The 22,407-nt window shown below is 36.1% G+C and carries 18 protein-coding genes; 15 read left to right on the forward strand and 3 right to left on the reverse strand.

What is annotated here, in order from left to right; genetic code table 11:
- Positions 1-23: 23 nt before the first annotated feature.
- From leuC to SNE38_RS08290, 6 genes are all read left to right on the forward strand, one after another.
- Complete coding sequence (gene leuC / locus SNE38_RS08265) at positions 24-1,433, forward strand: 3-isopropylmalate dehydratase large subunit (RefSeq protein ID WP_191704525.1); 1,410 nt, start codon at positions 24-26, stop codon at positions 1,431-1,433.
- Between the two features lie 12 nt (positions 1,434-1,445).
- Complete coding sequence (gene leuD, locus SNE38_RS08270; RefSeq protein ID WP_336046308.1) at positions 1,446-2,036, forward strand: 3-isopropylmalate dehydratase small subunit; 591 nt, start codon at positions 1,446-1,448, stop codon at positions 2,034-2,036.
- A gap of 128 nt (positions 2,037-2,164) precedes the next feature.
- Positions 2,165-2,734 (forward strand): ABC transporter substrate-binding protein, encoded by a 570-nt coding sequence (locus SNE38_RS08275; protein WP_336046309.1) that lies wholly within the window; start codon positions 2,165-2,167, stop codon positions 2,732-2,734.
- A 124-nt stretch (positions 2,735-2,858) separates the two neighbouring features.
- Positions 2,859-4,199, forward strand: coding sequence for a spore germination protein (locus SNE38_RS08280; RefSeq protein ID WP_336046310.1), 1,341 nt, complete (start codon positions 2,859-2,861; stop codon positions 4,197-4,199).
- Positions 4,196-5,299 carry a GerAB/ArcD/ProY family transporter gene (locus tag SNE38_RS08285; protein ID WP_336046311.1) on the forward strand — a complete coding sequence of 368 codons (1,104 nt, stop codon included), beginning with the start codon at positions 4,196-4,198 and terminating at the stop codon, positions 5,297-5,299. Before SNE38_RS08280 ends, SNE38_RS08285 begins: the two co-directional genes overlap by 4 nt.
- Entirely contained in the window at positions 5,286-6,407 is a 1,122-nt protein-coding gene (locus SNE38_RS08290; protein ID WP_336046312.1) for a Ger(x)C family spore germination protein, read from the forward strand. The genes SNE38_RS08285 and SNE38_RS08290 overlap by 14 nt, the downstream gene beginning before the upstream one ends.
- Before the next feature lie 95 nt (positions 6,408-6,502).
- On the opposite strand, the gene SNE38_RS08295 is transcribed toward SNE38_RS08290, so the two are convergent.
- Positions 6,503-8,239: an ABC transporter ATP-binding protein gene (locus tag SNE38_RS08295; protein ID WP_336046313.1), complete on the reverse strand. Its 1,737-nt coding sequence runs from the start codon at positions 8,237-8,239 to the stop codon at positions 6,503-6,505.
- A gap of 165 nt (positions 8,240-8,404) precedes the next feature.
- Between SNE38_RS08295 and SNE38_RS08300 the strand changes: the two genes are divergently transcribed.
- From SNE38_RS08300 to SNE38_RS08315, 4 genes are all read left to right on the forward strand, one after another.
- Positions 8,405-9,802 (forward strand): ABC transporter permease, encoded by a 1,398-nt coding sequence (locus tag SNE38_RS08300; RefSeq protein ID WP_336046314.1) that lies wholly within the window; start codon positions 8,405-8,407, stop codon positions 9,800-9,802.
- Positions 9,803-9,815: 13 nt separating this feature from the next.
- Positions 9,816-11,312, forward strand: coding sequence for an ABC transporter permease (locus tag SNE38_RS08305; protein WP_191704530.1), 1,497 nt, complete (start codon positions 9,816-9,818; stop codon positions 11,310-11,312).
- A 19-nt stretch (positions 11,313-11,331) separates the two neighbouring features.
- A complete protein-coding gene (locus SNE38_RS08310) occupies positions 11,332-13,140 on the forward strand; it encodes an ABC transporter substrate-binding protein (RefSeq protein WP_336046315.1) in 1,809 nt (602 codons plus the stop codon).
- A 704-nt stretch (positions 13,141-13,844) separates the two neighbouring features.
- Positions 13,845-15,653: an S-layer homology domain-containing protein gene (locus SNE38_RS08315; RefSeq protein WP_191704532.1), complete on the forward strand. Its 1,809-nt coding sequence runs from the start codon at positions 13,845-13,847 to the stop codon at positions 15,651-15,653.
- Between the two features lie 100 nt (positions 15,654-15,753).
- Here SNE38_RS08315 and SNE38_RS08320 read toward each other — a convergent pair whose 3' ends face one another.
- Positions 15,754-16,236 carry a YusW family protein gene (locus SNE38_RS08320; RefSeq protein WP_191704533.1) on the reverse strand — a complete coding sequence of 161 codons (483 nt, stop codon included), beginning with the start codon at positions 16,234-16,236 and terminating at the stop codon, positions 15,754-15,756.
- Between the two features lie 349 nt (positions 16,237-16,585).
- Between SNE38_RS08320 and SNE38_RS08325 the strand changes: the two genes are divergently transcribed.
- The 3 genes from SNE38_RS08325 to SNE38_RS08335 all read left to right on the forward strand — a co-directional run bounded on the left by SNE38_RS08325 (position 16,586) and on the right by SNE38_RS08335 (position 19,800).
- A complete protein-coding gene (locus tag SNE38_RS08325; RefSeq protein WP_191704534.1) occupies positions 16,586-17,938 on the forward strand; it encodes a TraB/GumN family protein in 1,353 nt (450 codons plus the stop codon).
- Between the two features lie 109 nt (positions 17,939-18,047).
- Positions 18,048-18,566, forward strand: coding sequence for an RNA polymerase sigma factor (locus tag SNE38_RS08330; protein ID WP_336046316.1), 519 nt, complete (start codon positions 18,048-18,050; stop codon positions 18,564-18,566).
- Positions 18,553-19,800 carry a hypothetical protein gene (locus SNE38_RS08335; RefSeq protein WP_336046317.1) on the forward strand — a complete coding sequence of 416 codons (1,248 nt, stop codon included), beginning with the start codon at positions 18,553-18,555 and terminating at the stop codon, positions 19,798-19,800. Before SNE38_RS08330 ends, SNE38_RS08335 begins: the two co-directional genes overlap by 14 nt.
- Positions 19,801-19,840: 40 nt before the next feature.
- Here the strand turns inward: SNE38_RS08335 and SNE38_RS08340 are convergent, their stop codons facing one another.
- Positions 19,841-20,179: a GlpM family protein gene (locus SNE38_RS08340; protein WP_191704536.1), complete on the reverse strand. Its 339-nt coding sequence runs from the start codon at positions 20,177-20,179 to the stop codon at positions 19,841-19,843.
- A 238-nt stretch (positions 20,180-20,417) separates the two neighbouring features.
- Here SNE38_RS08340 and SNE38_RS08345 point away from each other — a divergent pair, with 238 nt between their 5' ends.
- Both SNE38_RS08345 and SNE38_RS08350 read left to right on the forward strand, forming a co-directional pair.
- Positions 20,418-21,251 carry an AraC family transcriptional regulator gene (locus tag SNE38_RS08345; protein WP_336046318.1) on the forward strand — a complete coding sequence of 278 codons (834 nt, stop codon included), beginning with the start codon at positions 20,418-20,420 and terminating at the stop codon, positions 21,249-21,251.
- A gap of 120 nt (positions 21,252-21,371) precedes the next feature.
- Positions 21,372-22,370 (forward strand): ABC transporter substrate-binding protein, encoded by a 999-nt coding sequence (locus tag SNE38_RS08350; RefSeq protein ID WP_336046319.1) that lies wholly within the window; start codon positions 21,372-21,374, stop codon positions 22,368-22,370.
- Positions 22,371-22,407 lie beyond the last annotated feature (37 nt).

The following is a 22,407-nucleotide window of genomic DNA, read 5'->3' on the forward strand; positions in this document are numbered from 1 at the left end:
ATGGGTAAGGAACGGTGAAAACTATGGGGAAAAATATTATTGAAAAAGTGTGGGAACAGCATGTCGTACATCGTGAAGAAGGGAAACCTGACCTACTTTATATCGACTTACATTTAATTCACGAAGTGACAAGTCCGCAGGCGTTTGAGGGTTTACGCTTAGCAGGACGAAAAGTACGCAGAACAGACTTATGTTTTGCAACAATGGATCATAACGTACCTACTAAAAATTTACCGACGATTAACGATCCAATCGCCAAAAAGCAAATCATGACACTTGCTGAAAATGCGAAAGAATTTGGCATTGAATTAGCAGATATCGGACACCCGGATCAAGGGATTGTCCACGTAATCGGACCAGAACTAGGGTTAACACAACCTGGTAAAACGATTGTTTGCGGAGACTCGCATACAGCTACACACGGTGCTTTCGGTGCAATTGCATTCGGTATCGGAACATCGGAAGTGGAACATGTTCTATCAACTCAAACATTATGGCAATTAAAGCCACCTACAATGGAAATTCGTGTTAACGGTGAGCTAGGTCTTGGCGTAACAGCAAAAGACATCATTTTAGCGATTATCGCCAAGTGGGGAATCGGCGTAGGAACTGGCCATATCGTTGAATATACAGGAGAAGCAATTCGCAAACTTTCTATGGAAGAACGAATGACAATCTGTAATATGTCAATTGAAGCCGGAGCAAAAGCCGGTCTTATTTCTCCAGATGAAATTACAGTCGAATTCCTTCGTGGTCGCCGCCATGTACCACAGGGCGAACAGTTTGAAGAAGCAGCAAAGTACTGGTTAAGCTTAGCGTCTGATCAGGATGCTACTTATGATGTGGTACTTGAAATTGATGCAGACGAAATCGAACCAATCGTAACATGGGGTACGAATCCAGCAATGGGTGTAGGTGTTTCGAAAACGGTACCAACTGCTGCAGACTACAATAACGAGGCTGATAGAGCAGCATTAAATAAAGCACTGGAATATATGGATTTACAAGAAGGACAAAATATTACTGATATCGAGATTCAGCACGTATTTATCGGTTCTTGTACAAACTCACGCATTAATGACTTACGCGCAGCAGCAGATATCGTTAAAGGTGACAAGATAGCTCCAGGTGTTAAAGGTATTGTTGTTCCAGGATCTTGGTCAACAAAACGTCAGGCAGAAGAAGAAGGCCTTCACCAAATTTTTCTTGATGCAGGCTTTGAATGGCGCGAATCAGGATGCTCGGCTTGCCTAGGCATGAACGAAGATGTCATTCCATCCGGTGAACGTTGTGCATCGACGTCAAACCGTAACTTTGAAGGACGTCAAGGCGCGGGTGCACGTACGCATCTTGTATCACCGGCAATGGCCGCAGCTGCCGCAATCCATGGGCGCTTTGTTGATGTCCGTAAGCTACAAAAGCAGGAAGCATAAGGAGAGATTAGTATGGAACCGATTAATATCGTCAACAGCATTTATGCACCACTAGACCGTAAAAATGTCGATACTGACCAAATTATTTCAAAAGAGTTTTTAAAGCGTATTGAGCGTACAGGGTTCGGACAATACGTATTTTATCACTGGCGTTTTGATAAGGACGGCAAGCCAAATGAGGATTTCGTATTAAACAAGCCTGAATATAATAGTGCTGAAATTTTAGTCGCACAGGATAACTTCGGCTGCGGTTCTTCACGCGAACATGCACCATGGGCCATTCTTGATTACGGCTTCCGCGTAGTCATAGCACCGAGCTTTGCAGATATTTTCCATAATAACTGCTTTAAAAACGGTATTTTACCGATTAAATTAACAGAAGCTGAATGTGATGAACTATTGGAAAAAGGCTTAGAAAAAGCACAGGCCATTGAAGTGAACCTGGAGCAACAAACAGTTACTACAGGTTATGGCAAAACGTATTCATTTACGATTGACCATTATTATAAGCAAATGCTGTTAAATGGCTGGGATGAAATTTCGTTGACATTCCAGTATGAAGATCAAATAGCGGCATATGAGAAAAAGCGTATAGCATATTAAAAAACAAGTCTGTTATGAAGGGTCAACACCTTTCGTAACAGGCTTTGTCTTATTTTACCGGTTGTTGCAGAAATTTGCCGATGCTATAATTCTGGTATAATGTTTAAGTATTAGGAGTGTAGTAGCTGGTGAAGAAATTTTGGAGTTGGTTCGGAATAATTTTTGTAATATTACTTTTAATGAGTAATTGGATGGTTTTCGTAGGGGCGATTGTCCTGTATTTTGGCTTCAAGAAGTTTAAAAAGTATAAACAAGAAAAGCAGCTGCAAAAAGCATTGGAAGCTAAATTAAAGCTAAAAAAAGAAAGTCAATCCACGATCGAATATAAAATGGAAAGACTGTTAACGATAACGAAAAACCTCGACCCGAATCGTTCTAAGCGTCAGGAATATAAAACTAAGCAGCAATTGGATTTGCGGGATTACTGGTATAAATATTTGGATTTACGCGCCAAGTTAATTTTAAATGACACGTCTACATACCGTGAAGAGGAAGTACTACATATCATGTGTGATGAATTACTTAATCGTATGGACAAACTGGAAATCGAAGTGACAGATGCGGTAAAAAAAGAATTCATTGAGGAAAACTTGATGCCATTATTACGAGATGTAGTTGAAATAATGGAAGGCATTAGTCCTGTAAAATCTATTAATATTAATGCTTACCGTTTACTAAAGCAAATCAATAATGATTAATAGCGTAAAACCATTCTCATCACTTGAGAATGGTTTTTTTATTGACCAAAATTAACCTTACATGATTAATATTCCTAGAATTGGACATACTGAAATGAAGTTATTTAAGAATAGGAGAATTACGATGTCTTCTGAAAAAAATATTAAGTCAATTGAACAATTCAAGGATACAAACGAACTAACGAAGAAGACGCTAGAAGATGAGGGAAAAAAAGCAGAAATACATTATATTAAGTCCCTTATTAATTTGGAATTACTTCAAAAAATTATTATTAAGCCTTTTTTTGAAATGACCTCCGAAACTAAATTTGTACGGTATATTCGGGCATTGCCGCAATTTCAAGAAAGCAAATCAAAAGAACAGCTTAAACAGGATGTAATGAGCGGTAATGTAATAATCGTTATTCAAAATGAAACTCTATTACTCGATTTAAAGTTTTCTACGAATGATCAAATAAATACAACCTCTGTAGAAATGACCACACATGGTTCACAAATAGCGTTAAGTGAAAATCTGACAATGAGTATAAATATGATTCGATCGAATTATCATCAGCCTACCTTATTCGTTGATTATGTTGTAATGGGCGAAGTAAACCAGCAAAAATTGGCGATCATTTATGATAAAGAACATGTAAATAAAAATGCATTGAAGCTAATTGAAGAAAGGCTTCAAACTGTTGACCGCAAGATCATTACTTCGACAACTCAGTTAAATAATTATATAAACAATCAGAGATTTTCCTTATTTCCTCAAATGATTATGACTGAAAGACCAGACCGTATCGCATACAATCTTTCAGGTGGAAAAGTTGTTTTACTACTAGACGGAAATCCTCAGGCGCTTATTGCACCCGTTTTCTTTTTTGATTTCATGACAACTATGGAAGATAATTACCACACATTTTTTATATCTTTTTTTCTGAAATTCCTCCGCTATACAGGATTGTTTATAAGTATTCTCCTGCCGAGTTTATATATTGGAATTACCTCATATGCACCGGAAGTATTTCGTACAGAGTTAGCATTAACAATCGCCGGAAGTCGCATTGGTGTTCCTTTTTCTTCATTTATAGAAGTACTATTTATGCTTTTCTTTATGGAAATGCTTCTAGAAGCAAGTATTCGACTCCCTAAAGCTGTCAGTGCAACTGCTACTACAGTAGGTGGATTAATATTAGGAACTGCTGTGACAGAGGCTTCCCTGGCATCAAATGTAATGGTTATAATCGTATCTGCTGTTGCCATTTCCACTTTTGTTATTCCGATAAATGAAATGGCCTTTTCTATTCGTGTGCTACGTCTATTTTTTATATTAGTTACAACAATATTCGGCTTAGCTGGTTTAACACTGGGGCTGTACGCTTTAGTTATGTACTTAGTAAGCATTAATAGCTTTGGGGAACCTTATTTAAAACTTAGTATAGAAAAAAAAAATAAGATGAAATCAGGTGAGGAATCATGAACCGGTTTTATTATTATTTAATTTTAATTAATATGGTTGCAAATATTATCGCTTCAGTTCCCGCTATTCTTTTACATTACCATAAAGAAGGTACGGTTTCTTCTATGATAATGGGAATAATAGCAGGTGTGATTCTAGTTACAATTTATACTCGCTTTTTTAATTCCTATCCGGGTATGACTTTACCTGAGCTTTTACAGAAAACGACACCTAAATGGTTTTATTTACCGTTTGTATTTTCACTCGCTATTTTATGGTTTGTTGCGGGGCTCATCACATTAATCACCTTTACATTTCTGTTAATTCGTTACTTGAGTCCAGAAATGCCTATTATGCAAATTAGCTTAACGATAATCCTTTCCGTTATTTTTGGATGTTTAATGAAAACACAACGTGTATTATTTACAACGGAAATTATACTGTTAATTACAAGCCCATTAATCCTGTTCATCTTTTATAAAGCGTATACTAGTCCTAATTTGGAATGGGATTTTGTAAGAGAAGCTGCTTTATATATTAACAAAATTCCAAACTGGCATTCATTTTCTTCATGCTTTTTTTTATTTTTAGGCGTTGCAAATTTGTTTATATTTAATCGATACTTTACTGAAAAACAAACGTTTGGTTGGAAACAAATTAGTCTCATCACATGCATAGCCGGCGCAACATTATTTACAACATATTTTATACCAATTGGATTTAATGGTTTTGAAGATATTAATCAGCTTGTGTACCCGTGGATTTCTACTACAGACTCCTTAAGAATGGACTTTTTTGTAATAGAGCGAGTACTGTTCATTTTCCTGTTATTTTACTTAGGGATTGCATTTATAAGTATTCTCATTCATTGGCATGCTTCGATGGAATTTTTAAGATTTATTTTTAAGTTTGAAAATATAAAATTCAAAGGAAATAGCATCGGAAAATTTATACCAATTCCTTTTTTCATAGCCATTACACTGTATTTAGTGAATGAACTAAATGAGTACCAGTTATTTCGTTATACAAGTATTTTTTATAGCATTTTAGTGTTTGTATTTCCTTTAATGGTCCTAGTGTTTGTTTTTATAAAAAGGAGAATGAAATATGCAAAATCTTAATATTAAAATGAAGGCTCTCATTTTGTTATTAATTTGCAGCATTTTCATAGCAGGTTGCGAATTTAAAGATATCGATAAAACGGTTTTTATTGCAATGATTGCGATTGATAAATCAGATGAAGAGGACAAACCTTATAAAATAACGTTAAAGCTATATGAACCAACAAGCTCGTTTAAAGAAGCGACTGCCCCGGAGTACTCTTATTTAACACAAACGGGTGAAACATTGTCAGAAGCCATTCGTATATTGGAATCGTATTCCGATAAGGAGCTTGAATTTGGGCATTCTAAACTTATTGTCATTGGAGAAGATTTATTAAAAGAGGATAAAAATGAGGAAATTATTGATTTTTTATTAAGAAGACCGGACATTCAAATGATTTCCTGGATCAGCATAGGACGACCATCTGCTGAAGAAATTATAAAACTGATTCCACAAGGGGAAACCGCTGCCTATCCGGAGCTATTTAACTATTTTGATGAAAATGGAACGACTAGTCCATTTATCGTGACGACGTATTTATTTGAATTTAGACGAAACATGAAGGAAAAAGGAATAGATACAGTTATACCAATTATCGAAATAGTTAAAGAAGATGAACATTTCAAAATTAATAAGTCATTCTTATTAGCAAATAAAAAAGAGCCACATGAACTTGAAACTCTAAACACCTCCATCTATAATTTGCTAACAAAAAAATCAAAAAATGCGGAATTAAAAATAGAAGAAGATGGCGATTCATTTATAGCGAATATTGATACAATTCGATCCAATTACAAAGTCATCATAAAAGATGAATCAAATATAGAGCTTGATATAAAAGCTAGCTTAAAAGGCTCAATTTCAGAATCAAAGAAGCCGTTAAAAAATATAGATTTGCCAAAGTATAACAAACAGCTTAAACGTGAAACAGAGGAAAAAATTACAGCGTTTATTAAAGAGATGATGGAACTCGGCTATGATCCGCTTGGCTTTGGAATTGACTATAAAGGCAGGGTTCTTCATAACAGGCGTATGAGCGAAACGGAATGGATGAAAGCCTATAAAAATGCAAAAGTAAATGTAACTGTAACTCCTGGTCTGAAAAGTACAGGATCCATTCAATAAAAATAAATCCCCATAGCGCAAACTATTTCTTAATAAAAGTAAAAAAGATCAATTTTTTCAATGTGAGAAAAATTGATCTTTTTCGTTCTTACTTATTAAATCGCAACCCAATGTCCCTTTGATACTTCAACAAGCTCTGTATTTTCCACATCAAAGCGATTTGCAATAAGCTCCTCTTCAGTCATTACTTTGCGCTTTTTCAGTTTTTCAATCGCAGGATCAGGTATTGGAATGGAATCAAGCAGCATTTTCGTATACGGATGCAGAGGATTAGCATAAAGCTCTTCACTTTCTGCTAATTCGACAATTTTCCCGCCATACATAACAGCTACTCGATCACTAATATGCTTTACCATAGATAAATCATGAGCGATGAATAAATAGGTTAATCCAAGTCGCTGCTGCAAGTCTTTTAATAAATCCACTACTTGCTTTTGAATCGAAACATCCAATGCTGAAAGTGGCTCATCGCAGACAATAAATTGTGGTTCTACTGCAAGTGCACGGGCAATTCCGATTCGTTGGCGCTGACCACCGCTGAATTCATGTGGGTAACGAAGTGCATGCTCTTTATTCAGACCGACAAGTTCTAATAGCTCTTCAACTCGATTACGGCGAGCTTCTTTAGAAGGGGATAGTTTATGCACATCAAGCGCTTCTCCAATAATATCCAAAACCTTTTTCCGTGGATTTAAGCTTGAATAAGGATCCTGGAAAATCATCTGCATATAACGGCGCATGCTTTTCAACTCGTTTTTCGAAAGACGGGTAACAGGTACACCTTTATAAAGTACCTCTCCATCAGTCGGTTCATGTAATTGTAATAATGTCCGTCCTGTTGTAGATTTACCGGACCCTGATTCACCGACTAGCCCAAGTGTTTCCCCAGGATATATATAGAAGGATAAATCATCCACTGCTTTTAATACATTGCCTTTAGCTAATTCAAAATGCTTTGAAATGTTTTTCACTTCCACTAAAGGAACATTCACATCCAGATCTGACGATAAATTAGGCATTACTTTTGGTTCTTTCTTTTCATGGAGCTTTGGCAGTGCATTTAATAATCGCTTAGTATAAGGATGCTTTGGATTGGAGAAAATTTCTTCCGTCTTACCATGCTCAACTACTTCTCCTTCCTTCATAACAACAACACGATCGCACATACCCGCCACAACACCTAAATCATGCGTGATTAATATAATGGATGTACCAAATCGTTCTTGCATATTTTTCATTAAAGAAAGAATTTGTGCTTGAATTGTTACATCGAGTGCTGTTGTCGGTTCGTCTGCAATTAAAAGGGAAGGGTTACACGCTAAAGCCATGGCAATCATTACCCGTTGACGCATTCCACCACTAAATTCATGTGGGTATTGATTATAGCGCTCTTCACTGTTCTTAATGCCGACAAGCTTCAATAATTCAATTGTTTTTGCAGATGCATCCTTTTTTGAAGCACCTTGATGCTTAATAATTCCTTCTGCAATCTGGTCACCAATACGGATAGTCGGATTGGTTGATGTCATCGGATCCTGAAAAATCATACTAATATCTTTTCCGCGGATAGATTCCATTTCTTTTTCAGATTGGGTAACTAGGTTTTTTCCTTGAAATTGGATTATGCCGTCTTTCAAAAAAGAAGGGGGAGACGGAAGCAGGCGCATAATGGAACGAGCAGTAACACTTTTGCCACTACCGGATTCCCCTACAATACCAACTGTTTCTCCTTTATTTACATGAAAACTTACGCCTTTTACTGCTTCGAATTCTTGTTCACCAGTAATAAAAGAAACCCGTAAATTTTTTACTTCAAGCAACTTCTCACTCATAAATGTTCATCCTTTATAAAATTAAATAATATTGTTGACTTATCGATTTTCGTTCTACATAATACATTACTATACAGGTAGGAATTATACAATATTTAAAGTTTATACGACTCTCTTCATTTATTGAGTCGAAAGATTATAAGTTAGAAAGGAGCTTTAAGTTCCATGCAGCAATTGTTTTTTGAAAGCTTTCAAAAAAATGCTTCTAGGAAAAGCTATTATTTTACCTATGTATTGCTCGGCCTGCTTGTTCACATTATCACCTTTCCAATCTATATGGTGAATCGTTCTAAATCAACGTATGCTGAAAATGCAATGAATGTGAAACAGCAGATAATGGACAGCGGCAAAGTCATACAATGGCAGCAGCAATATGAAGCAGAAGAAAGAACGAAAGCACAGTTTTTCAAACAAAGTATTATAGAGCAGGAAATTGCAGTGAAAGCAAAGCAGTTAGCGCAAATGAAATTAGAGCGGGAAGCAGAAAAAACGCTTACTACTACCGGTATACTGAAAAACTCCTATAAAAATTACTTCAGTAATCTTCTAAAACAACCACTATTTTTACTGATTACTATAATTCCAGGTATTTTTATGTACGCTCTACTACTTATTACGAGTAATCCTTTTATTCGTTTTATATTTGAACGCTTATTGCAAAGCGTGTTTGTCATTATTGGGGTGGCAACACTTGTATTTACAATTTTGTACATTTCACCATTTGACCCGGCGCGGAATTTACTAGGGGTAGAAGCAACACCTGCACAAATCGAAAACTTTAATAAGCTTTACGGGTTGGATCAGCCGTATTTAGTACAGCTTTGGCATTCATTATCCGGGCTTTTTACTTTTGATTTAGGAACTTCTTTCGCAGGGAAGGAAGATGTCACACAAAGTATTTTAAATAAATTCCCCGTTACCTTGGAAATTGCAATGTTTTCACTCTTGATGGCGATTGCCATTGCGATTCCTGTAGGGATTATTTCTGCAGTAAGACCGAACTCATTTATTGACTACGTATTCATGTTTGTAGCGTTAATCGGTTTATCTATTCCAAGCTTTTGGCAAGGATTAATATTTATTTTAACGTTCTCATTAGAATTAAAATGGTTCCCGGCAACGTACAACCCGAACAATTGGATGTCGATTGTTTTGCCGATTATTGTACTCGGAACATCGATTACCGCATCGATCGCGCGTATGACACGTTCAAGCATGTTGGAAGTCATTCATGAGGATTACATTATTACTGCAAAAGCAAAAGGGTTAAGTGAGCGTAAAGTCATTACGAAACATGCGATCCGTAATGCAATGATTCCTATTATTACAGTAATCGGATTGTTATTTGGCGGAATGCTTGGCGGTGCTGCAGTAACAGAGAAAGTATTTAATATTAGCGGGATTGGAAGCTATATTGTCGACAAACAATTCATTCCCGACATTCCGGCAATTTTAGGCGGGGTTGTCTATATTGCAATCACGATTTCTGTGGTCAATATGTTGATCGATATTTTATACGCATTCTTTGACCCAAGAATCCGTTCAAAAATGAAAAAATCATAGGAGAGAGTAACACGTGAAATTTATATCAGATGTAAAACTGCTGTTGAAAATAACACAAGAGTATGTAAATGCACAGTTTACCATTGCTTTTTCTGCGATTTTTTCATTGCTGTTTTTACTTTATTGTTTTAACTTTTCAGAAGGTGTTTGGAGACCGATTGTATTGGTGTTCTTTGCAATCTATGCTGCAACAACCATTTACGTATGGCTCACATCACTAGTTATAAAAAAGGATTTGGCGAAGCATCGTGAAGTGACTAAACGGAGTCGATTGCTCGGCATTCCGCTTATTTTAACAGTTTTCGCTGGGAATGTTTTTGCAGCGGGCTATGGTTTTATGCTTGCTTCAAAAAATAAGACGGCCGAATACACATTTGCCGTCTATGCATTTCTAACGCAAATCTTTATTTTAATGATTTCAGGTTTAAACATATTCAAGCCATACGTTGTGGACACATTTATACTCGCGATGGGTACATTCATCATTTTAGCGGCGTTGTATTTAGTTACAGCTATTTTAATAGCGAGACATGTAACGGTTGATACGGCTCCAAAATGGATGTTGCCTCTAGGGATCGTATTACTTATTCCAACATTAACAGGTAATTTCTTTTCATTACTTCTAGGAATTACGTTAATACGGAAAGCACGTAACACGGACCCGTCTGCTGTAGAGAAATGGCAAAAAACGTGGAACAAAATATTGCGTAATACGATGGCAGTGTTCGGTTTATTTTTCATCGTATTTATGTTCAGTTTATCGGTTGTCAGCTCATGGACATTTGACTATGACTTTGCAGTTGAAAACAACTATGCTGTGTTATTGCAAACACCAACCCTTGAATATCCATTAGGTACTGATAATTTTGGCCGAGATTTATTCTCACGTATTGTGTTTGGTGCGCAGATTTCATTAATTGTAGGTTTTTGTGCAACGATTATTCCAGCTTTAATCGGTGGGGCACTTGGTGCGATTTCAGGGTATTACGGTAAAAACACAGACAATATTATTATGCGTGCACTTGATGTGCTCTATGCTATCCCGGGTATTTTACTGGCAATTGCCATTATCGCAGCTTTTGGAGCAAATACGACGAACTTAATTATCGCGTTAAGTGTTGGCGCGATTCCGACTTATGCGCGTACGATGCGTGCAAATGTAATGCAAATCTCAAACTACGAATTTGTGGAATCTGCCAGGGCATTAGGGGCAAACGATCGCTCGATTATTTTCAGGCATATCGTTCCAAATGCTTTAGCACCAATGATTGTAAAGGCGACTTTAACAATTGGGGGGGCGGTAATTTCCACAAGTAGTTTAAGCTTCCTTGGCCTCGGCATTGAGCCACATATACCGGAATGGGGCAATATTTTAAAAGTAGGAAGCACTTATTTGGAATCACATTCTTATTTAGCGATTTTCCCTGGGCTGTGCATCATGCTGCTTGTTTTATCGTTTAACTTCTTTGGCGATGGACTGCGTGACGCACTAGACCCGAAATCAAATTAATTTTTTGGAGGAACTATTCATGAATAAAAAGTTATTTACATTAGCATCAACAGCAACAGTAGCAGCAGTAGCATTAACAGGTTGTGTAGAAACAAAATCGGATGTAAAAGAAAATGATGGGGCAGAAAGCACTGGAACGAAACCAGTTATTGAATTATTAGGTATGGGTTCTTCTGAGCAGGATATGAACATCGTACGCGATCAATTAGTGAAAAACGGCTTTGATGTAAAGCTGAACATTCAACCGGATTACGGTTCATTTACAGCGCAACAAGATGCAGGCAACTTCGACATTGCGATTTCAAGCTGGACGACAGTTACAGGGAACCCTGACTATGCAGTGCGCGGTCTATTTAAATCAGGTGGCGACTACAGCCGCACAGCAGACAAAACAGTTGATAAATTAATCGACGAAGCAAGTACTTTAACAGGTGATGAAGCGAAAGAAAAATATAAAGAGCTTGAACAAGCACTAGTATTCGATAATGCTTACATTGCACCACTTTACATTTCTCAAAAGTTCCAAGGAATTTATAAAACAGAAGTTAACCCGGATACAGTGCGTTTACCAAAATCACGTGCCCAGGCTTGGGAAACAATTTCGTTTAATGATGAAGGTAAAAATGCTTCTGAAACTTTAGTATTGCACCAAGCAATTGCATCATTAACTTCACTTGACCCAGTAAAAGCAAACGACGGATCAATTAACACGTTAAATACGAATATGTATGTGCGTTTAGTAAATTTATCGGATACAGATGATGTCGTTTCTGAAGGTTCATTATCGTATGACCATGCAATTGCAGAAAACAACGAAGAGTATTATTTCGTACTGCGTGATGACATTAACTTCGCGAAAGTAGAAGGTGAGAAAGCGGTTGATACGGGTGATTTAGTATCGGCAGAAGATGTTGTATTCTCACTAAACCGTGCAAAAGATGAAAATTCTGTACCGGATCACCGCACATATTCAATCCATGAAAATATCGATACAGTCGAAATCGTTTCGGATCTTACTTCATTGGAGTCAGTTAAAACCGCTGATGGTAAATCGATTTTAGAAGAATTATCGGATGAATTACCAGCTACTATTTCTGAAGTTGTAACAGATGAAAAAGATGTAGACAACGCAGCAGGTAAGTACCAAGTTGTTAAACTAACAACGCCAAATCCTTTCCCGCAAGTATTAAATTACTTAGCTCACCAATCTGGCGGTATCGTATCGGAAGCTGCAGTAACAGCAGTAAATACATTTGATGTAGCAAGTTATGACCCGAACTCAGATATTGCTTACGGTGATCAATCGACAATTACGGAAGGTGGCAGCTACGCTAACCATCTAGCTGCATCTGGTCCATATATTTTAGTGAAGAAAAATGACTATGAAGCTACATTCGTGAAAAACCCGGCTTATCAAGCAGGAACTGAAAACGAACCGAAAATTGAAAACATCAGCGTTCGTTTCATCCAAGATAATGATAGTGCACTTTCTGCATTGCGTAACGGTGAAATTCACGTATTACAATCAGTGCCTGAAACGAAAACAGACGTAGTAGAAGGCGATGAAAACCTACAATTGAAAACTGCCGACAGTAACGCCGTATCTTATTTATTGTTCAATACAAGCGGCCGTGAAACTGCTAAATCAGCAGACTTACGTAAAGCAGTACTATATTCAATTAATCAATCAGAGTTCATCAGCTACTATCAAGACAAGAAAAAGCCAGCAGTATCAACAGTTACACCTTTAATTGACACAGGATTAAAACTAGAGGCTGACAGCGCAAAAGTTAAAGAGTTTTTAAACGCTTATAACGAATCAAAATAATAGAAGTGTAACCGGAGTATTCTTAATTGAGTGCTCCGGTTTTTTTGGTGCACCTGTTAAGTCCTTATTTGGTTCATCACCATAAGTCGGGATGACAAAATTTAAAAAATAAGATTTTCTCATTAAAACCGTTCTGCTGCGCTACGGGGAAAGGCGTTGAAGCAAGTGTTTTTGAATCTCACGTCCGTTCAGGTAAATAGAGGAAGGAATTTCCGTTATTTCGAAAACAACATAAAAAATAGTGAAAATAAGGGAAGGAATTTCCGTTATTGACCTAAAAAACATGAAATTTCGGGATTTTATTTAAAATAACGGTAAAACGTTCCCTTATTTATCCCAAAATGAGCAACAACATTAAAATAACGGTAAAATCTTCCCTTATTGAAAACTGATGGCGAATTATTTTTTTTTTGCAAAAATAAGGCGCTTTCTATCTGCTAAGGCGTTGGTCGGACGCTTCAGCACTTTTGTTCCATCATTTTATAACGAGGGAAATGTGCCTCACAAGCAGCAATGCAATGATAAAAACACGTATTACCGGTTTTTAGCGCTGTCTTGCCGTAGCCCAACAATCTATCAAGTGAAAGTTTTATTAGAAAATCAACCCCATGTTTTGTTGAACCCCTTATTTAGAATATTTAACATCAACTTACTTTTTCATGGTACAATTTACATGCGAGTTTAATTAAGAAAGGTTGATTTTCATGACTAATAAAAAATCAGCAGCACTATTTTCCATTCTTTCCATTCCTGCTGCAATTGTAATTACGGATGCACCTGCTTATGCAAATAGCAGTAATTCCTATGATTGGCAAGTATATAACGTAGAGAGCTTAATCGATCAGATTAATTCTGCAAGCAGTACATATGATTACTACTTAAAAGAAGCACGAAATGCCTACAATGCATTAACGTATTACCAGCAGACGCAAGTAAGGAATGCGGCGACATTATTTTATTATTTAGATACATATGAAAACCATCAAGACATTTTGAATATATTTGTTGGAAAAATGAATGCAATTTCAGCTAGAAACAGTACATTTATTCGAGATATAGAAGACGCGAATCGTTATTACAATTCATTAACGTATTCACAGAAAAATGCTATACCGAACCATTTATACATACAACTTCAAAATTATGTAGAGAACCTGAAAAAAATGGAGGCTGTACAACTCAGCTTCGAACAATTAAATACAAAAGATTGGAACTATCTATCGAACTATCAATCCGCGATGCAAGCGTACAATTTATTGCCTTATGATTTCCGTACTTTACTGTCACCGATTGCAAATGAAAAAATGCGTGAGTATGAACAGCAACAGTCACCTGCCTACAATCGTTCAATCGCGCAAAAGGTAATGACAGCCATATCGAAATTGAACACTTCCTCAACACAGCAGCAAGTAGAAGCGGTACGTAAGGAATATAATGCCTTAAACACAGTGCAGCAAAGATTAGTAACAAATTTAGAAGATTTATTATATATAGAAGAAGCTCAGCGCAATATCGCGTTTGGTTGGGACCCGTACTATTATGAAGATAATCGACAAAAGGAAGATCCAACGTCGATTGAAGTTTCAAAAAAAGAGAATTCGTATTCAGTGTTAATTCCTGTATCGGATATGAAGTGGAATACACCAACTAAAATAACGGTTTCTGACAGCATTTCGCTTTCCATTCCTCGAAGTGCAATACCTGCTTCTTACAATAATGGAGTAGTTGCGGTGAGTATTGATGAAGTAAAAGGGGGGTCCATTTTGTTTTCAGCAAGTATGGATAACGAAAATTTACAGTTTTCATCCTATATTGATATTGAAGTAAAAAATATCCCTGCATCAGCAACAATACTTCGTTTAGGTAATGACGGTGAATTTGAAGCAACGCCCTATACGAGAGTGGCGAACAAGCATGTGTTAAAGACAAAAAATTCAGCAGAATATATCGTTTCCGAGCATAATCCAAAGTTCTTTGATATTCAGGGAGACGGTCACCGCTATCAAATTGAGCAGCTAGCGAAACGTAAAATTGTATCAGGAGTTGAAAATAACTATTTCAAACCGAGTGCTCATGTTACGTTAGCGCAATATGCTGCAATGATTTCCCGCTCAATGGGTTTAAAGGCTAATGAAGATTCTACTTATCAAGATGTTCATGGGAAATGGTTTGAGGCATCTATCCAATCACTACTTGAGGTAGGGATATTGGACAATAAAAATTCAAATTATTTTAATGCTGAACAAGTGGTGACACGTAAACAAGCTGCACTACTATCTATCCGTATGCTGCAGCATGCAGGAGTGACAATTTCTGATCCAAACTTAAGTAAAATTCCTTTCACGGATCTTAAACAGCTTTCTTCTTCGGAGCGCTACTATATCGCATTGGCATATGAATATGGCATTTTCGGAGGGAAAGAGAATGGCCAGTTTGATCCAAATGGAAAATTAACACGATCCCAAATGGCGAAAGTATTACACCGCACTTTACAAATTGCTAAGATGATTTAGTTTGTGTGAAAAATAAGTCTATCTGGATACCTCAAAAAGAGAGATTGCAAGGAAGCAATCTCTCTTTTGTCATGAACTGAAACAATTATGCTGCAGTTACTTATGATTGGGGTTGTTGTGTACGATGGTATTCTTTCACCGTGCCATCTGCATACTTAATTTCAATTTCAACTTCCAAGAAGCTGTCAGGCTGATTGAACTTTTCTAAAACTTCATCAATGACCGCATCTGAATCTGTATTCGCATCAAAAGTAAAGCTTTCAAAAATCGGTACTAATGTATTTGTAGCTTCATTTCCTTCAATTTTAGAATTATTTACTTCATCATGGATGGATGCCTCAGCACGGGATGCCTCATTTTCATAATCCACTTCATAGCTTTTATTATCTGCATATTTAATATCCAAATCAAAGTGAGTAAAGTTATACGGTGCGTCCGTTGTTTCTGTAACTTTACTTGTCTGATCCATTGTATTTTGTTCTGTTGGAGCATTGTCCGGTAAATTAGTTGCTTCTTCTTTATCTCCACAAGCTACTAAGAATGCACTGGTACCTATTGCTAGGAATAAAGCTATTTTTTTCATCTTTTTTACCACCTTTCGATTATCTACAGTTAAATTACCCTGAATGTTAAAAAATAATCATCAAAATATTATTTTAAAAGATGTATTTTAATGAAAAAATTATGCGTGTTTAATAGTATCTTATCCAAATCAGCCTTTTTAATGTGAATCAGATTTTGAAATTAGATCGGACGTATAAAAAATATTCCAAGATTATTTGAATAAATAAATAAATAAATAAATATTATAAAAATTCCCAACAATTGAAATATTTATAAAAATATATGTTACAATAATTCGGTTAGATATAATTTTATTTTCATATTTTTATTTTGAAAAAGCGATTTTATCGTTTTAGGAGGATGTTTACATGAGAAAGTTTACAAAAACGGCTATTGCAACAACGTTAGGAACGACTCTAATGCTTACAACAATTATGCCCGTCGTTAAAGCAGAGCAGGTTATTCCCGATATTAGTAATTGGGCAATCCAAACATTAAATGATGGCGAAAAGTTCGGCATTTTCCCAATTGAATGGTATTATGATGGCTTTCGATCTACCATTTCCACTGAACGTTTAAATTCATTAATGACATTAACAGAAAAGAAAATTGCAGGTTTAAATTTAGCGAAAAATGATGCCTTTACCCCATTAAAAGTCTCTAATGACAAAACACGTGGGGATATCATTAACCAACTTTATAACATTGTCGCACAATACGATTTGAATGTATCAGAAGATGCGGTTAAATATATGCAGGAGCGCAAAGTATTGCAAGGTTCTGAAAGTGGATTAATGCTTGATGCTAAAGCAACGACTCAGCATGCTGTAATTTTTGCCGTACGTTTAATTCAAGATACTTTTGAACAGGCAAATGCAGGTGCAAAAGGTGTTGCATGGGTAGTAGAGGATGAAGATACAAAAGTATACTTATTGGGCTCGATTCATGTAGGTACACCAGATTTACATCCAATGCACAAAAAGTTAACAAATGCCTTTAATGATTCGGATGGTTTATTTGTTGAGGTGAACTCATTGGACCCATCTGGTTTAGAATATTACATGGAAAAGGCGATGTTTACGGATGGTCGTACAATTAAAGATGTCGTAAGTGAAGAAACGTATGCGAAACTGGAAAAGGTAGCGCAACAGTTGGGAGTGCCAATGGAAGAGTTGGAATTACACAAACCATGGTTTATCTTCAGTAATTTTTCAACACAATCGTTAGATGGAGTCTTTGGCTTAACACCAGAGGAAATGGCGATGCATGGAGTAGATATCCAATTTTTACTGAGTGCTTATTTACAGCAAAAGCCTATTTATGAGTTGGAAGGGATGAATGCTCAAGTCGATATGTTTGATGGCTTGTCTCAGGAATCACAGGAACAATCCTTAATAGAGGCACTTGATAGTATTTTAGAGCCTTCTGAGCAAACAGATGAAGATGTTAAGATCATGGCCGATTGGTTTACGAACTGGGTCAATGGCGACATTGAAAAATTTGCAGAAAGCTTAAAAGAAATGAATGAAGATACTTCGGAATTTAACGAAATGCTATTCGGTAAACGTGACGAACAAATGGCTGCCAAACTTGTAGAAGTACTGGAAAAACAACAAGGTACGTTCTTTGTAGTAGTTGGGGCAGGTCACTTTTTGGTAGACAAAAATATCCGCTATCATTTAGAGCAAAGCGGATATGAAGTAAAACCGTTTTATCAATAATATAGTCAGCACGGAGTCGTTTACGAAAGTAAATACTCCGTGTTTTTTTTCTTAATTTTCAACTAAGCGCTAGTTATAATCGTTATTGTAGTAGAAGGGAGTGAAATGGGTGGATGAGCAGCAACTTAATTTATTAATGCAACAACATACAGCAAGGCTTTTTCGTATTGCCTACTATTATTCTAAAAACTTACATACGGCCGAAGATATTGTTCAAGATGTTTTCATTAAATTTTATGAAAGAAATATTGAACTCGATTCAACTTCAGTAGAACGGTATTTGATTACGATGACAACAAATAAATCAAAAGACTATTTAAAAAGTTGGCACTATCGAACAATCATTATGCAGGAAAAATGGCTTCATACATCTTCTCACAAGCAACGTGATGCATTAGTCATACAGGACGAGGAGCAACTCATTAGTGAGGCCGTATTAAGCTTACCGTTAAAGCAGCGTGAAGTAGTAGCCTATTATTATTTGGAAGGCTATTCGATAAAAGAGCTTGCAGAAATTTTAAATTCAAATGAAAACACTGCTAAATCGAGACTTGTAAAGGGCAGGGATTTATTGAAGGATAAATTACAGTCAATCGAATGGGAGGTGCTAAAAAATGACACGTTATAAACTGAAAGAGTTGAAAAATACGACACTTCATGAAAAGAAAATTCAACAAGCCGTACAAACGAAAATTCAGCAAAGAAAGCCGAAACGATTTGTTCATATTACTTTAATTACAGCTCTTATTAGTATAGCCATTCTATTTTTTGTAGTGAATCAATTGAATCCTGAACAAAATCGCCAAAATACAAATGCAACAGAATCATCAACACTTTTAAATATATTCCATGAAATCGATGGGGCTGGTGTTGCTTACAGCGAAAACTTCAAGGAGCGTGATATGCAGCATATCCGAACATTACGCTATTATAGGGAAGTTTCATTAACTCATTTTCTGAATAGAAGTGGTGTCACTTTTCCGTATTTACCGAAGCCATTTAATTGGGAAAACGGAACGGTCATTGCAGTAAATGATGGCTATTTTACAGAACTGCAGTTTCATTTTAAGTCGGATGATCATTTTTTTAATATTTCAATTGCTCCATCAAGGATTAACCCTTTAAATGTAGAAGAACTTGAGGATAACTTAGTCGATGCAGCTGGCAATCCAATGAAGATAGAACGAATAAACGGATCTACAGCGATAGTAAAACAGAAGATAAATAATGGTTCCGGACTCGTATATAGGCATTACTTTTATAATAAAAAAAATGATGCTATAAATGTGATGGCTGGTTCAGCAAATGAATACTACAGCTATTATAATGGTCTAATTTATCATATTGGCTATAGTGAGGCAGCACCGGTTGATGAACAGCAGATGGATGGATTTGTGAAGAATTTCATCGTCAATAATGAAATTCATATGTTAAATTTAGATGAAGCAACGATTGAGGACAATTGGTTAAATCGCGGCGGAAAGACGATGCTTATTTGTCTGCTTTTTTCAATTGGTAGCTTCAGTATTTTGCATTTTTTATTGAAAAATGCCTCCAAAAAAACTACGAAAATTACATGGTCCATTGTTTGGGTATTACTTCATACACCAATATTAACTTGGCTCGTTACATTCGGTTCAGCGGTATTATATGGAGATGGCTTTATTGGGGTAGGCATGCTTGCTATAAGTTTCCCATTACTATTAATTATCGGCTTGTGTATTATATTGCCGAATAACAGAACATTTAGAAGACAATTAATGCTAATGCATATTCTTGTCTATCTATTTACATTTAGCTGTTCCATCTATAATGAGATAGAAATAACAACTGCAATAGAACAAATTGAAGAGATATTATAGTCAAAAAGCTGCGTAGAGAAAATCTATGCAGCTTTTTTTATTATGCTTGTATAAATGCTAAAACCGGTTTGCCAATCAACATAAAAATGACATAGATTGAAAGCGCACTAAGAACAGCTTGGCCAGGTTTCCAGTAACTCGAAAAATAAAACACGAGCGCGGTAAACAAAACCATCCCTATAGCTCCAAAAATAGCATTTTGCTGAACAATATGAAATGTCTCAGTTGTCATACTTTTCATTTGTAGCCTCATATTAAATAATGTCAAAATCGGCAAAAGTGTTATGACTCCAGATAAAAAATGCAAATTTGAACGACTTAGCCATGATGCCAGCAGCATCACAGTACCGCCTATAATAAATTGAATAATATAAAACACGTCCACTTACCCCGATTCCATTAAAATATCATTAATATAAATCATTGTCCTTAAACTATCAATATCAATTTTTGAAAATAGAATCAATTAGGAAAAGTGAGATTTAATAAGTGTGAATGCAGAATTTTAATTACGAATTTTTCTTTACGAATCGTTAATTATTCTCTTTTTTTATAAAATACCTTGTATTGGCATAGCAATGTAGTGTACCCTATTTGAAAATGATTATCATTTGCATATGAAAGTTTATAAAAAGAAGGATGCGATGACAATTCAAACGAACGAATTAATTAAATACTTCGCCAATACTACTATACAATATGTAGATTTATTTGTTACAAGCTTAGGTGCGAATGAACATGATCATAATCGAAATACCGCACCACGTTTAAATGGACTGGTAGTTACGCTCTCAGGGAGTGCTGATTTTTCATTGAATGGAGAAGTGTACGCGCTACATAAAGGCGTTATATTACACGCCGGACCAACAATGGAAATTGATATTTTGGTTACAAGTCAGGAACCGTGGCGTTATACCGTCATTCATTATGAAGCGATGAACGGAACAAATTCAATACATAAAGGCCATTTTGAAATAGATACAGGTCAACATAATAAAATGGATTATTTAGTCCAACAATTGATTCATTACGAAAAAATACCGGGTGATATAAATAAGCTGAAATGCAAATCGTTATTTTTGCAGCTGTTAGAATTGATCGTCGTTTGCGCTAAAATGCAAACGTCCAACAATGTAGTCGATCAGGCGATTACCTTTATGACTGAACATTATACCTCACAGATTTCCATTGCAGAAATCGCAGAAGAAGTGGGGTGTGATCGTCGAAGATTAGCCTATTTATTCGATAAGCAAACCGGTATGTCGCCGATTCAGTTTTTAACAGAATTCCGTTTAAAGCATGCTAAAGAGTTATTACGAACAACATCCATACCGATAAAGGACATTGCTGAATTAGTAGGTTATCAAGATGCATTTTATTTTTGTCGAGTATTTAAAAAGCAATATGATCAAACACCGACCAATTACCGCAAACAATTTTTTAGTGATTAAGCAAAAGTCCATTTCTATTGTAAAAAACTCCATTTACGTACATACAGACGTTTGATAACATCAGACTTGTAAATAATCGATAATGATAATCGTTATCATTGATACGAGGAGGAAATGATTATGAAAAAATATTGGCCGTTAATAAGTGCTGCAGCAATTACATTAATGCTAGTTGCGTGTAATGCAGACGAAGAGGTGGAATCTTCATCCGCAGCTAAATCGGAAGCAACTACAGAACAAGTGTCTAAAGATGAAAAACCTGTTACTGATGAGGCAAATGTACAAAAAGTATCGTATTTAGGAAACGACTACGAAGTGCCTGCAAAAATTGATTCAATTATTGCAGCAAGTTTAGAGGCAATGGAAGATGCAGCAGTACTTGGTGTTAAACCAGCCGGCGTCATTTCTAATGATGGTACGACAATTCCTAAATACTTGGAAGCCGATTTGGTAGGATCGACTGTTGTTGGTTCCAAAAAAGAGCCGAATACTGAGGCGATGCTTTCATTAAGTCCAGATGTAATTTTAGGGACAAGTAAATGGGATGAAGCGCAAATGACAAATTATAATAAAATCGCGACAACATTCCCGTATTCTCATATTTCTACAGATTGGAAAGAAAATTTACTATTGTTTGGGCAATTAGCGGGGAAAGAAGCCGATGCGCAAAAAGCATTGGAGGACTATGATGCAACATTAGCGAATACGCAAGAAAAGATTGCTAGTAGCGATTTAAAGGACAAAAAGGTAATAATAATTCGCGTACGTGGTGGCTTGGCGGTTTACCCGGCTGGTGTCTATTTAAATCCTTCAATCTATGAGGATTTTGGTTTTACAGTACCAGAAGAATTAAATGCGATTGAAGCACAAACGGTTATTACATATGAAACGCTGGCTGAGTGGAGCCCGGACATAATTTTCCTACAATTTGCGGATGATGAAAACAAAGAAACACCTGAATTGTTACAGGAGATTTTAGACAACCCAATCTTCAACAGTACAACTGCTGCTAAAACGAATAATGTCCATGTCAATTTAATTGATGCTATGGCGCAGGGTGGCACAGCTTGGTCAAAAATTAATTTCTTAAAAGCCTTTAATGACACTGTCTTAAAATAATCTTTATTTTTTGATGGTCTCAAAAAACAACGTATCA

It is taken from the genome of Solibacillus ferritrahens (assembly GCF_037027585.1).
Classification (GTDB): Bacteria; Bacillota; Bacilli; order Bacillales_A; family Planococcaceae; genus Solibacillus; species Solibacillus ferritrahens.

Excerpts from the sequence above, each read along its gene's own strand:
- SNE38_RS08325 (WP_191704534.1), top strand. The coding sequence starts at position 16,586 with ATGAGAAAGTTTACAAAAACGGCTATTGCAACAACGTTAGGAACGACT.
- SNE38_RS08285 (WP_336046311.1), top strand. The coding sequence starts at position 4,196 with ATGAACCGGTTTTATTATTATTTAATTTTAATTAATATGGTTGCAAAT.
- SNE38_RS08345 (WP_336046318.1), top strand. The coding sequence starts at position 20,418 with ATGAAAGTTTATAAAAAGAAGGATGCGATGACAATTCAAACGAACGAA.
- SNE38_RS08350 (WP_336046319.1), top strand. The coding sequence starts at position 21,372 with ATGAAAAAATATTGGCCGTTAATAAGTGCTGCAGCAATTACATTAATG.
- SNE38_RS08290 (WP_336046312.1), top strand. The coding sequence starts at position 5,286 with ATGCAAAATCTTAATATTAAAATGAAGGCTCTCATTTTGTTATTAATT.
- SNE38_RS08335 (WP_336046317.1), top strand. The coding sequence starts at position 18,553 with ATGACACGTTATAAACTGAAAGAGTTGAAAAATACGACACTTCATGAA.
- SNE38_RS08280 (WP_336046310.1), top strand. The coding sequence starts at position 2,859 with ATGTCTTCTGAAAAAAATATTAAGTCAATTGAACAATTCAAGGATACA.
- leuC (WP_191704525.1), top strand. The coding sequence starts at position 24 with ATGGGGAAAAATATTATTGAAAAAGTGTGGGAACAGCATGTCGTACAT.
- SNE38_RS08310 (WP_336046315.1), top strand. The coding sequence starts at position 11,332 with ATGAATAAAAAGTTATTTACATTAGCATCAACAGCAACAGTAGCAGCA.
- SNE38_RS08315 (WP_191704532.1), top strand. The coding sequence starts at position 13,845 with ATGACTAATAAAAAATCAGCAGCACTATTTTCCATTCTTTCCATTCCT.
- leuD (WP_336046308.1), top strand. The coding sequence starts at position 1,446 with ATGGAACCGATTAATATCGTCAACAGCATTTATGCACCACTAGACCGT.
- SNE38_RS08320 (WP_191704533.1), bottom strand. The coding sequence starts at position 16,236 with ATGAAAAAAATAGCTTTATTCCTAGCAATAGGTACCAGTGCATTCTTA.
- SNE38_RS08300 (WP_336046314.1), top strand. The coding sequence starts at position 8,405 with ATGCAGCAATTGTTTTTTGAAAGCTTTCAAAAAAATGCTTCTAGGAAA.
- SNE38_RS08295 (WP_336046313.1), bottom strand. The coding sequence starts at position 8,239 with ATGAGTGAGAAGTTGCTTGAAGTAAAAAATTTACGGGTTTCTTTTATT.